The following is a 13281-nucleotide window of genomic DNA, read 5'->3' on the forward strand; positions in this document are numbered from 1 at the left end:
GACGGATCTTCTTAGAAAATTTCTAGTTGTTTTCTCGCTTTGGAGATCTCACTTTGAGTAGGCATCCCTTGCTGTGCTCCATTTTTTTGAACTGAAATCGATGCAGCAATATTCGCCGTTTCAATAGCATCATGTATGGTGGCTCCTCTTGCAAGTTCCACGGTTAGTACACCGTTAAATGTGTCTCCTGCTCCCGTTGTATCGACCGTATCTACCTTTATTCCTGCCATCTTTTGGAGTGAGTGGTTTTGCCAATACTCAATACCATTTGCTCCCTTTGTTTGAATTACTTTTGAATGAAAATCTCTTATTAATGGTTCATCAGTTGAGAAGATCGTCTTGTATTCGTGCTCGTTTGGTGTTAGATAGGTTATGTTCTCAAGAAAATGTCTGGTAAGCTTCCTAGCAGGAGCTGGATTGTATACTACTGGAATACAATGTAGTTGACAGATATCGACTACTTGTTCTTGAACAAGGTTGGGGATTTCATTTTGCATTAATACAATATCTGCCTCTGCAATCAAATGAGAAAGTCCCACAATATCTTTAACGGTTAATCTTCCGTTTGCTCCTTCATTAATTAATATAGAGTTTTCGCCATTAACAACCGTAACAATCGCTTTACCGGTAGTTGCGTTGTCTTTCACAAGGATATTCTCTGTGTTAATTTCTTGTGATTTTAAATGCTTGATAGCTTCTCTACCTAAATTATCTGAACCAACAGCACCTATAAAGGTAACATTCGCGCATGCACGAGCAGATGCGACAGCTTGATTAGCCCCTTTACCTCCAGGAAAAATATCAAATTTTCTTGCAACCATTGTTTCACCTGGACTTGGCCACTTTTCTGCAGTGACTACAAAATCCATGTTAATACTTCCAACGATGATTACATTAGGTTTTGTACGTGCAAGCTTCAATTCATGTCTCTCCTTAAATACTATCTAAAGGTTTTGTTGAACCTCTTGCCATTAAAGTAACTGGTAATAAATAGTTACTGTCTCGGACATCATATACTCCTTCAATTTTTTCGATCAATAATTCTGCCGCTTTTTCTCCCATTAAATAGATAGGCTGTTGTATCGTAGTTAATTGAGGTGTCGTATATTTACAAAGGTCAATGTCATCATATCCAATTATTTGTAAATCATTTGGAACGTTGATTCCGATTTCTTTCGCCGCTCTCAATACACCCGCTGCTATTAAGTCATTCCCAGCAAAAACCGCATCAAATCGATTACCATCTTTAAAAATAGCCTGACTCATTTGATAAGCATAGTCTGCTTCATACTTACACTCTTTTGTTTCAATTAATAATCCATGCTGTTTCATGGCAGTTTGGTAGCCCTCTGCTCTTTCTACAGCGGTGATAATATTACTTGGGCCAGAAAGATGGAGAATGCTTTTACACCCTAAAGATATCAGATGCTCCGTTGCCAGCTTTCCTCCTTCTTGATTTTGAACAGCGATATAAGAAGATTTATTTTTATCTACTCTATCTAAAAAAACAGTTGAAAAGGGGAGATTCTGATACACTGTATCCTCACAACTTTGATTCATAATTATTAATCCATCAATATATTTACTAGTCAGTTCTGTCACATATTTTTTTTCAATTTCAGGATCTGATTTCGTATTGCAAAGGACAACTACATATCCTTTCTTTTTGGCAACTTCTTCGATTGCCTTTGCTAACTCCGGGAAAAATGGGTTGGTGATATCAGGAATCAACAGAGCGATGGTGTTAGACTTTTTTTTATATAGCATTCTTGCTACTTCATTAGGTTTATAGTTTAAATGTTTAATAGCATCTTCCACTTGTTTAAGTGTTTCTTGACTGACATACCCTTTTTTATTAATGACCCGTGAAACTGTAGCTTCTGATACATTGGCATATTTAGCAACTTCTCGAATAGTTGTTGGACTCACCTCTTTCTATCTGTAACGGGTTACACATTGAAAAAAATGTTCTCACACGTAAAGGTTTGTATAGTTATATTTCATTATAACTATTATTGTGTAACCCGTTACACATCACTCATATCAGTAAAAAAGCATATAAAAATGTAGCAAGCTTTTATTTTTCAATCCTCCTTCTCTATGATGTCTATCATATACGTACTAAATCAACGAATCTCTCATCTTGTTATTTTTTCTTACCAACTTTTTAATATTCCTATGAATGCACAGGATCCATTTGTTTAATGGCATGGTCTTATCCAATAGCGCGAAAGTGCAACATAACACTATTGATATGTCCCTGAAATCTTGATAATTGATTCGAGTATTGATATTACCTACAGGAACATGATCATCTTTTTCAGAGACCTGACTACATTTTACATATAATACCATAATCCGTACTATAATCGGTTTAACTCCCCTCTTGAATTTATGAAAATAAATAAGAGGTTAAAAAATGAGTAGTAAAGAGAAGGATAATTTTCTATATGCGTTAGGCAGTTATTGCCTACAGGCACGTAAATCAAAAGGCTATACACGGCAGCAGGTGGCCGAAGTGATTGATATGAGTGTGGATGGATTAGAGAAGTTTGAAAAAGGGGATAGTAATGTGACGATCTATTTCATAACAAATTTATTTGCATTTCTAGATATTCCCAAGAGCGTACTTACTGATTTACACACGGAATACCTCAATGAAGCGATGCAGGAGCGTATTACACATATGGGAAACAGGATCAAATAATGACAGCAGTAACGACTAGCTACCGTGTCACCGATCAGACACTTGTGATCATGCCTGCCGCTCATCCAAGATATCCGACAAAAATTATCGAAACGACGCATGCAGTATACAGTACACAGACTCCATTAGCCATTGTGAAGGAAAATTGCTTACGACATGGCTCTACTTTTGAAGGCAGGCGGGTAGCAGTTCGTTACCACCTGCCCTTCTTAAAAAGGACCCCAATACCGATTCATCCAGTAGCATCTATCATCGCCTCCCCGACAAAACACTATAGAAATTCTGATTGTATCTGGTTGTTTTGGTGTCATCTTCATCGTATGGAAGCTAGATCGAAGCAAGTAACGGAGATTTATTTTGATCAACATGCACCGCTTACCATTAAAGAATCGGTTCAATCATTGAAATTGCAGAAGGAACGGGCTGGGATGTGTGCTACTTTGTTTCGGCAGTGGAACTGAACTTGTAACGAAAGATCAATTGCCAGCATAAACATTATAATTAGTACTAATGAATCTTTAGTATTTTAAATCATATATGTTCACATATTCATATGTTGTTATCAAAAAATACTTCCCTGAATATCCAGGGAAGTATTTACTTTTTATTATTTCTGCAAATTGGTTTCCATCAGATCCTGTAAAATCTTTCTTACATCTGCGCCGATTTCTTCATTCTCAAGTGCAAATTCGATCGTTGTCTTAATAAACCCTAATTTCTCCCCAACGTCATATCGCTTACCTGCGAAATCATAAGCAAATACGCTTTGATTTTCATTTAATTGCTGAATAGCATCGGTTAATTGTATCTCTCCTCCAGCACCAATTTTCTTTGCATCTAAATAGCCGAATATCTTTGGTGATAGTACATAACGCCCCATAATAGCAAAATTTGATGGTGCTGTACCTAGTGCTGGTTTTTCAACAAGATTTTTAATATTATATACATTGCCGTTCTGATTAAGGATGTCTACCATTCCATAACGATGCGTTTCATGGTCAGGAACTTGCTGGACACCTAGAATAGATCCGCCAAATGATTCATATTGTTCGATCATCTGCTTCAAACAAGGCTTATCTGCTCTAACAATGTCATCGCCTAATAATACAGCAAATGGTTCGTCACCTATAAATTTACGTGCACACCATACAGCATGCCCTAATCCTAGAGGTTCTTTCTGTCTGATATAATGCAATTCAACCTGGGATGGTTCTTTGGCTTTTTCAAGGAGATCGAATTTATTCTTCTTCATTAGGTTATCTTCTAATTCGAAGTTATGATCGAAATGATCTTCAATGGCCCGTTTTCCTTTACCAGTTACGATAATAATGTCTTCAATTCCGGATTCGATCGCTTCTTCAATTATTTACTGTATGGTCGGCTTATCAACGATCGGAAGCATTTCTTTTGGCATTGCCTTGGTTGCGGGTAAAAAACGTGTACCAAGTCCTGCAGCTGGTATAATGGCTTTTCTTACTTTTTTCACTGTTATCCCTCCAGGAAATCATTTTACAATATAATAATTTTTTCCAATAAATTAGTACTAGTTTACGATAAAATTCATGAAAATAATATTAACATAATGTAAAATCTATGATTCTGACTTGATTAACATGTTGTGTACTTTATTTACTTCTTCATCTGTCACCATTAAATAATAGATACCGCTTATTTTAGTACCGCTGCCCTGCATCATATAACTGGTGAAATGCTGTCTGGTATTACGGTAATTGGTAAAAAGATCTGTCATATCTTTAAATTCCATGTTGGTAACCACATTATTACCAAGTACGTCAATTAAGTTATTGATCTTACCAACTGAATTAAAGCTAGCCCCTTTGTCAACTACGGCCTTAATCACCTGGCGTTGACGTTCGGTTCTGCCAAAGTCACCATTAGGATCCTGATACCTCATTCGAACATAACCCATTGTTTGGGGACCATCTAATTGTATATCACCTTGCGCATAATGATACCCTTTTTTATAATAACCTGTGTCGTTCCAGTCCAGTTTATTATTCACTGTTATACCACCTAATGCATCAACTAAATTTGATAACCCTTCCATATTCATTCGGACGTAGTAGTCTAATTCAATATCCAGGAAATTCTCAACGGTGTTTATCGACATATCGACACCGCCAAAAGCATAGGCATGATTGATTTTATCATCCGTACCTCTTCCTACTATCTCTGTTCTTGTGTCACGGGGAATGCTTACTAATTGCATGGCATCATTATCAGGATCTAATGATAAAACCATTAAAGCATCGGATCGCCCACTGTCCGAAGATCTTTCATCGACTCCTAGTAAGAGTACATTTAGCGGTTCCTGATCTTTTATTTTTTTCTTTGTTACGGTGGTATCAATGGTTTCTACTTCTTCGTGGACTTTCTGTTCCACTGTTTGTTGAGCGTTATGATAAATGGAATAAACATAACCAGCTATTGACAATATGACTACTACTATTACGGCTAATGTAACTTTCAGCCAACGTTTTGACTTTTTATTTCGCTCTACTCTTTTAGTCATTATCATTTCCCCTTATAGAGTTAAAGGAGCACAAATATATCTACTCCTCCTTATAATACTGTGATATTAATACCTATTGATAAAGTTCATAAACGTTTTTCAAATCCTCCAGAAGTCTGATTCCCCTAGAAAAATTAGTTATTATAATAGACTTAGTTTTCTACTAAAAACCAACCATTCAATAATTCTTTTCGATTATAATAAAAACGTGCCTCATCCTCATATCGTGTTACTTTGCCACCAGCTGCTTCTACTATAGCTTGACCAGCCCCTGTATCCCATTCCATCGTCGGAGCATACCGAGGATAAAAATCTGCTTTCCCCTCAGCAACTAGACAAAACTTTAATGAACTGCCTGAAGAAACTACATTCACTTCTCCATTTAAAGTATTAATGAATTCTTCGGTTTCCTTCGACATATGTGAACGGCTTGCTACCACATTCGTAACCTTACTTTCTTTTACTTCTGGTAAACGAATACTTAGATTCTTTAAATCTTCTACATTAGAGATAGTTGCTTGAGAAGCTTTATTTAATTTATAAGCACCATCTCCCTTTACACCGAAGTAAAACGTATCTAAAGCTGGAGCATAAATCACTCCTAAAGCAGGATATTTTCCATCGATGAGTGCAATATTGACCGTGAATTCATCATTCTTCTTAATAAATTCTTTCGTTCCATCTAGAGGATCAACTAACCAGAATTCTTTCCAGTCTTTTCGTTCTTCGAATGCAATTTCTCTTCCTTCCTCACTTAAAACAGGAATGGATGCATCTATTTTCATTAATCCTTCCGCTATCACTTGGTGTGCTCTTTTATCTGCGATAGTTAATGGTGAATCATCATCTTTATGTTCTACTTCAAAGTCTTGCTGATAGACATCCATAATTTCTTTCCCGGCATCTAAGCAGACGTTGAATAAATCGAATATGTACTTACTCAATTTTAATTCACTCCATTCATTAAATTTAAAACCATATTATATTTACCACCGTTACTGTTATTACCATGACAATAATGCTTAATGGGGTTCCCACTTTCATATAGTCTTTAAATTGATATCCACCTGGACCATATACAATCAGGTTTGTCTGATAACCAATCGGTGTAATAAAACTTGCTGATGCTGCAATAGCAATGGTTACAGCGAATCCTATGTAATCTACTGCTAATGAATCAGCCATTTCTAATCCGATAGGCAGCATGAGAACAGCTGCCGCACTATTTGTTATTAATTCGGTAAATACGTTAGTTAGAATATAAACAAACGTCAGTATCGCTATGATTCCAAGCGGTTTACCGACTTCTAATAAACCATTTGCCATCCAAGATGCTAATCCCGTTTTGGTCATCGCTGTACCAACTCCGAATGCACTGGCTATTAACAGTAAGACATGAAACTGTACTTTTTTCTTTGCTTCTTCGGGACTAATGATTTTGGTAAGGATAAAAATTAAAACAGCAAACAACATCGCCTTGAACATCGATAATAAGTTAAAAGCAACCGATAAAATCATTGTTATTAAAACGATCAGTGAGAACCAGCCTTTTGATCTGTTTTCATTTAAATTGTCTGGTGTTTCCAGTGATGATACTACGTAAAAGTCGTTGGAATACTGATAAGTTCTTGTAAAATCTGATCCTGTCAACAGTAATAAAACATCCCCTGGTTTTAAAACGATATCTCCAATTTTACTTTTAATTCGTTCGTTATTACGATGAACAGCTAGTACACCTGCATCGAATTTTGAACGAAACTGTGACTGTTTAATGGACTTAGATAGAAGAGATGATTGATGTGATACAACAGCTTCTACCAATTGAACATGTCCATTTTTCAAATCATCTAAATCTAAATCAGTACCTGTCTCTAAATGCAAGCCTTTCAACTGTTGTAATTCAGCAATAGTAGAGATTAATCCAGTAAAAATCAAGCGGTCACCGGCACGTATAACCGTCGTAGATTTAACAGGCGATAACCTTTCAGCACCACGAATAATTTCGATTAAATATAACCCTTTTAACTCTCGCAATCCTGCCGCTTCTACCGTCAAATCAATAGAAGGAAAATCATCTAATACTATCATTTCCGCGATATATTCTCGACTATCTTGTTTCACTTGATCACTAAAGCCCTTATTAGAAGGCAATAATTTAAATCCAACCGTAAAAATATAAATTAATCCTATTAGCAACACTGGTATTCCAACGATAGATAATTGAAACAATGAAAAACCGTCTAATCCATAATCTAGTAACATACCATGCACCACTAAATTAGTAGACGTACCAATTAACGTAATCGTTCCACCCAGTATCGTTACATAGGATAGTGGTATCAAAAACTTAGAAGGCGGAATTCCTCTCTCTTCACACCATTTCTTAATCATTGGCGTGAAGGTAACAACGATTGGTGTATTATTTAAAAAAGCAGATGAAATGGATACCGGTATAAAGAAACGAAGCATACTTCCTTTGATACTCCTACTCTTGCTTAGCCAGCGTTTCATTACTTGTTCCAAGATACCATGCTTTTGCACTGCACCAGCTACAATAAATAATAATGCGATGGTCAGCATCCCTTGATTAGAGAATCCTTTAAATGCTTCTTCCGGACTTAACAGACCAGTTAATACGAATATGACTAACACAGAAAATACGATCATATCCGGTCTAGCAATTTCGAATAGCAAAGCCAGGAACATGGTAACAATTGCAATTAATACAAATCCCATTTCGATTGTCACTTGAGGAATCACCTCCCTATTAGAAAAGCTACTATTTCAAAGAGATAGTAGCTTTTCAACTAATTAAATCAAAAACTTCGTCATTTCTTTCACTACATAATCTGTAGCTTCTTCAAGTGAATATTGACTCGTATCGATTTCGATTTCTGGAGTTGTTGGCTTTTCATAAGGACTGGATATGCCAGTGAAGTTAGGAATTTCACCGCTACGAGCTTTTTTATATAGACCTTTGACATCACGTTCTTCACAGACCTCTAAAGGAGTACTTACGAATATCTCAATATAAGATTCTCCGATGATTTCACGTGCATTTTGTCGATCACTTTCATATGGCGAGATGAAAGAAGTTAATGCAATTAAGCCAGCATCATTCATTAATTTACCCACTTCTGCAATTCGACGAATATTCTCTACACGATCCTGTTCTTTAAATCCTAAGTTCTTATTTAAGCCGTGACGAACATTATCGCCGTCTAACAGCATAGTATGATATCCTGAAGCAACCAAGCGCTTTTCCACTTCATTGGCAAGCGTTGATTTACCTGATCCCGACAAACCGGTAAACCATAATGTTACTGGTTTTTGTCCCTTCTGTTGCGCTCTTACGTCTCTTGATACATCTGTTTCCTGCCATATAACATTCGTGGAACGACGTAACGCATGTTCAATTACACCGCAACCAGACGTCATATTGGTAACTCGGTCAATTAAAATAAGTCCACCAAGTGCTTCATTATTATCAAATTTATCAAACACCATATTTTCCGATAGTGAAATATCACATTCCACCAATTCATTTTTGAATATTTTATCGGCTGGTACTTCTTTACCTGTATTGATATCAATTTTATGTTTAATCGACATAACCGTACCTGGTAAAAGTTTCGTTCCGACTTTCACCAAATAGTTTCGCCCTTCGACTAATTCTGCGTCATCCATCCAAAGAATATTAGCCGTAAACATATCGGTCACCTGGATATTTTTTGACGTTGTCAATACACAGCCTCGGGAGACATCCACTTCTCGATCTAATTGAATGGTTACGGGTTGCCCTGCGTTAGCCTCTGACACTTCATAGTCTGTGACCAAAATACTTTTTACTTTCGCTTTTTCCTGACTGGGAAGTGTTATAATTTCATCGCCTTCCTTAACACTTCCCGCCTCTACTTGCCCTTGGAAGCCTCTAAAAGTATGATTTGGACGACTGACTCGTTGAACAGGCATGACAAAATCGTGATGATCTGCATCATCTTCTACGTCGATATCTTCCAAATAAGGGAGCAACGGCTTTCCATCATACCAGAGCGTATTATCAGAATTTTTTGTAATGTTGTCCCCTTCTGTAGCAGATACTGGAATGGCTTGAATACTCTCTAAATTAAAACCATATGTCATCTGCTGAAAGTCTTTGGAGATTTCTTCAAACCGCTTTTGATCATAACCGATAAGATCCATTTTGTTGACAGCTAATACAATATGCTTGATCCCCATCAATGCACAAATACGAGCATGTCGTTTTGTTTGGGAAATGACACCTTTTGTTGCATCCACCAAAATAACTGCTAAATCAGCAAAAGACGCACCAACTGCCATATTACGCGTATATTCTTCATGACCAGGTGTATCCGCAACAATGAACGAGCGATCATCGGTTGTAAAATAACGATAAGCAACATCAATCGTAATCCCTTGCTCACGCTCTGCCATTAAGCCATCTAATAGAAGAGAATAGTCAATTTCTCCACCACGGCTACCAACCTTTGAATCTAGTTCCAAGGCTTTCTCCTGATCAGCAAATAATAGTTTTGCATCATAGAGCATATGTCCAATTAATGTGGATTTACCATCGTCGACACTACCACAAGTAATAAATTTCAATAATCCCTTCATTCTAGAAATACCCCTCTCTCTTACGACGTTCCATGCTGCCAGCTGCTTCCTGGTCAATCACACGGCTGGTTCGTTCTGATGAAACTGCACCTAGCGTTTCTTCAATGATCTCGTCTAATGTAGCAGCATCAGATTCTACACCACCAGTCAGAGGATAACAGCCTAATGTACGAAAGCGGACTTTCTTCTGTTCAATCTTCTCATCAGGTTCTAGTTTTAATCGATCATCATCTACCATTACGATGTTGCCATCTCTGTAGACGACTGGACGTTCTTTAGCAAAATACAGTGGAACGATATCGATTTCTTCTTTTTTGATATACTGCCAGATATCTTTCTCTGTCCAGTTAGAAAGTGGGAAAACGCGCATGCTTTCACCTTTATTTATTTTGGTATTATACAATTTCCACATTTCAGGTTTCTGATTTTTCGGATCCCAGGCATGATTTTTATTACGGAAAGAAAATATTCTTTCTTTGGCACGTGATTTTTCTTCGTCACGACGTCCTCCACCGAATGCTGCGTCAAATTGATACTTATCTAAAGCTTGTTTAAGCGCTTGAGTCTTCATAATATCCGTATAAGATGAACCATGATCAAACGGATTTATGCCTTGCTCTACACCCTCTTGATTTGTATGTTCCAACATTTCGATACCTAATTCTTTTGCTTTTCTATCACGGAAGTCTATCATTTCCTTGAACTTCCATGTTGTATTTACATGGAGAAACGGAAATGGTGGTTTCTCTGGATAAAATGCTTTCATTGCTAAATGTAGCATTACAGAACTGTCTTTACCAATTGAATATAGCATTACTGGGTTTTCACATTCTGCGGCTACTTCTCTTATTATGTAAATTGCTTCTGCCTCGAGTTGGTCGAGGTGAGAATTATTTTCCATACTTTTTCTCCTTTTCACAACTATTAATTAAATTAAAATACATACAATTACTCAAAAATTATTATATTTTTATATATGATTTCTTTGTCTAGTGTTAAACATGGTCCACTAGGCTAACAATATCTTTCCTCTAAATAATAAACATTAGATAAACTTATCAATAAATTAAGGAGATCAACGACCCCATTTATTTCTAAAAACCTTTATTTCTTCTTCAGTATAAAAATGGTTCATATATTTGGTATTATATAGTTTTTCAATATAATCTTCAGATGGAATAAACACTTTTTTAAAGCGTTTATACAAATCTGAATACCATTTATTATCACCGATATTCGCTTTGTTTAACTTAAAATTAGGCATGTCGAGAAATTGTTGTATTTTTACTTCTAAATCGTTTAATTTCTCCATTTTAATAACCATAATATCAAGATTTCTTGTATTAATTATTGTATATCCCTTTTCTTTGTCAAAAGGATAATCGTATATGTCGACACTGAAAGTACGATTAAATTCATTATCAAACCATTTAATCCCATAATTATGATGGAATTTATTCAGAAATAATTGAATGATTAATTCAAAATTAACATCTTCATCTGAACGGTTATTGTAACTTCGATTAATTTCAAAAATAGGAAAGTGTATTCCTTGAAAATACATTGCAATATTTCTTGAAATTGGTTCTCTAGCTAAAGTAATTATTTTCAAACGTTTATTCGTTCGTAATAGCGCGTTCTTAAAGAAGACATTATTGTATACTTTGTATTTCATTATTGATTTTGTTGGGAAATAGTAATCAATAGATTTTAAGTCATGAAATTGTTCAAACATAACTGGATGGTGAAAACTATGAATATGTTCCGCTTGTCCACCATTTTCAATAATTGAGTCTGCAATACTAGTAGAGCCTACTTTACCCATTTGGTATATCAAGATTAAGTTCTTAAAATCACTGAATTTTTTCAAATTTCACCTACTCCAATCACCTTTTGCACTTTTATTATATAAGTACAGATTAAAATTAATTATCCATCATATATACTTAGAGTTAATTCAAAATAACAAATTTTTATTATTGGAATATTTCATTAGACATATCTTTAACGGATTTTACCAATTAGAGTTGGATAGATATTTATTTTTTTATAAACACCATATGCTAATAAAACATTCCAAACGATCAAACTTATTGAAGTTGCGGTAGCCGCCCCAATAATCCCCCATTTTGGAATCAGTATTGCATTTAAAATTATGTTCGAAACAGCTGCAACAGCAACACCGAAAGCATTAAATTTTTCATATCCAGTCATTATTAATAATTGCCCTACAGAACCAAATGCAGCATTTACTAATTGCCCAAATGCTAATATAGCTAAAGATGTTCCACCAATTGCGTATTCGTTACCATAGAAAAATGATAAAATTGTTCCGCCATAGAAAATAAATAATAATGCTATTGGAAGGGAAATAAAAAATATTAATCTGGCACTCAGAGTCACCATTTTTTGCAATTCTAGCATTTTATTATCTACGTATAAACTTGAAAATCTTGGTGAGAACACCGAATTAAGAGCCGTCAGCGCAAATATAATTAGCTCTGCTCCTTTTGTTACCACTTGGTAGATACCCACATCAGTTGAATTCTTCAATACTCCTAACATCAATATATCAAACCGATTGTTTAAGTACATCATTCCTCCAACTAACAAAAGTGGGATCGCACTATGTATCCAAGTTTTAATATTATATTTTTCTTTTGTATTTTTCACTTGAAAAGGTATTTTTGCTCGTAAAAATAACACTCCTACTAAAAAGGCAATCCCTACTGTGAGTACACGAATAATTATTGCAGTCGTTGCATCAAGATCGATGCCTATAATAAATCTTGTCAAGAACAATATTATTATAAATACAGCAGGTATAATTAGATTCTCTGGCATTTGTCCTAATATAACATTATTTAATCCTTTTAAAATTCCTGTACGAACAGCGTTTAAAGCGAGTAAAGGTAATAGTAACAATCCAACAATTATTGTTTTCTCATCAAAATTTATATCTAATGATAAAACAATACATAAAGTGACCAAGAATATCGATAGAGATATAATCAAAGCAAGTATATTACTAACTTTAAGCAATCCTTTTAACTGACTCCACTCTGACCTTGTTTTATAAGCAGATATGAAACGAATTATCATATTTGGAAATCCATTATTAGTAGGGATACTTAATAATCCGATTAAGGCAATAATATAGGAATATTCTCCATATTCTACAACCCCTAATAATCGAGCAAGTATTATACTTGTGACAAAGGCCAAAAAACTTCCAATTATTTTCAAAATTATACTTCCTGATATACTTCTCACCAATTTTGACTGTAATATATTTTTCATTTTCTCTCCTACCAAAACAAAATAATAGAAATAGTTCTTTGAGACTATAACCATAAAGTATTTAAACCGTTTTTCACCAACTACTTATGCTTTTCAATGTATT

Annotated in this window: 11 protein-coding genes and 1 pseudogene; 2 read left to right on the forward strand and 10 right to left on the reverse strand. The window is 35.3% G+C overall.

Annotation, left to right across the window (positions count from 1 at the left end; genetic code table 11):
* Positions 1-11: 11 nt before the first annotated feature.
* On the reverse strand, positions 12-920 hold the full coding sequence (rbsK, locus tag MUN87_RS09000) for a ribokinase (protein ID WP_244747428.1): 909 nt from the start codon (positions 918-920) through the stop codon (positions 12-14).
* Positions 921-933: 13 nt separating this feature from the next.
* Complete coding sequence (locus tag MUN87_RS09005) at positions 934-1929, reverse strand: LacI family DNA-binding transcriptional regulator (RefSeq protein WP_244747430.1); 996 nt, start codon at positions 1927-1929, stop codon at positions 934-936.
* Positions 1930-2419: 490 nt separating this feature from the next.
* Here MUN87_RS09005 and MUN87_RS09010 point away from each other — a divergent pair, with 490 nt between their 5' ends.
* Together MUN87_RS09010 and MUN87_RS09015 are read left to right on the forward strand one after the other, a co-directional pair.
* Positions 2420-2707, forward strand: coding sequence for a helix-turn-helix domain-containing protein (locus MUN87_RS09010; protein ID WP_244747432.1), 288 nt, complete (start codon positions 2420-2422; stop codon positions 2705-2707).
* Positions 2707-3168, forward strand: coding sequence for a competence protein ComK (locus MUN87_RS09015; RefSeq protein WP_244747433.1), 462 nt, complete (start codon positions 2707-2709; stop codon positions 3166-3168). The genes MUN87_RS09010 and MUN87_RS09015 overlap by 1 nt, the downstream gene beginning before the upstream one ends.
* 146 nt (positions 3169-3314) lie before the next feature.
* Here the strand turns inward: MUN87_RS09015 and galU are convergent.
* The 8 genes and pseudogenes from galU to MUN87_RS09055 all read right to left on the reverse strand — a co-directional run bounded on the left by galU (position 3315) and on the right by MUN87_RS09055 (position 13178).
* A pseudogene (gene galU / locus MUN87_RS09020) lies at positions 3315-4193 on the reverse strand (UTP--glucose-1-phosphate uridylyltransferase GalU).
* 105 nt (positions 4194-4298) lie between these two features.
* Positions 4299-5240 (reverse strand): LCP family glycopolymer transferase, encoded by a 942-nt coding sequence (locus tag MUN87_RS09025; protein WP_244747435.1) that lies wholly within the window; start codon positions 5238-5240, stop codon positions 4299-4301.
* A gap of 152 nt (positions 5241-5392) precedes the next feature.
* Positions 5393-6184: a 3'(2'),5'-bisphosphate nucleotidase CysQ gene (gene cysQ / locus MUN87_RS09030; protein WP_244747436.1), complete on the reverse strand. Its 792-nt coding sequence runs from the start codon at positions 6182-6184 to the stop codon at positions 5393-5395.
* 25 nt (positions 6185-6209) lie between these two features.
* Complete coding sequence (locus MUN87_RS09035) at positions 6210-7988, reverse strand: SLC13 family permease (protein WP_244747438.1); 1779 nt, start codon at positions 7986-7988, stop codon at positions 6210-6212.
* A gap of 63 nt (positions 7989-8051) precedes the next feature.
* Positions 8052-9878, reverse strand: a complete 1827-nt coding sequence (gene cysC, locus MUN87_RS09040) for an adenylyl-sulfate kinase (protein WP_244747439.1) — start codon at positions 9876-9878, stop codon at positions 8052-8054.
* A 1-nt stretch (position 9879) separates the two neighbouring features.
* Complete coding sequence (cysD, locus tag MUN87_RS09045) at positions 9880-10779, reverse strand: sulfate adenylyltransferase subunit CysD (RefSeq protein ID WP_244747441.1); 900 nt, start codon at positions 10777-10779, stop codon at positions 9880-9882.
* A gap of 174 nt (positions 10780-10953) precedes the next feature.
* Positions 10954-11748, reverse strand: coding sequence for a putative capsular polysaccharide synthesis family protein (locus MUN87_RS09050; RefSeq protein ID WP_244747443.1), 795 nt, complete (start codon positions 11746-11748; stop codon positions 10954-10956).
* 134 nt (positions 11749-11882) lie between these two features.
* Positions 11883-13178, reverse strand: a complete 1296-nt coding sequence (locus MUN87_RS09055; RefSeq protein ID WP_244747444.1) for a flippase — start codon at positions 13176-13178, stop codon at positions 11883-11885.
* Positions 13179-13281 lie beyond the last annotated feature (103 nt).

It is taken from the genome of Gracilibacillus salinarum, assembly GCF_022919575.1.
GTDB classification, from domain to species: Bacteria; Bacillota; Bacilli; order Bacillales; family Amphibacillaceae; genus Gracilibacillus; species Gracilibacillus salinarum.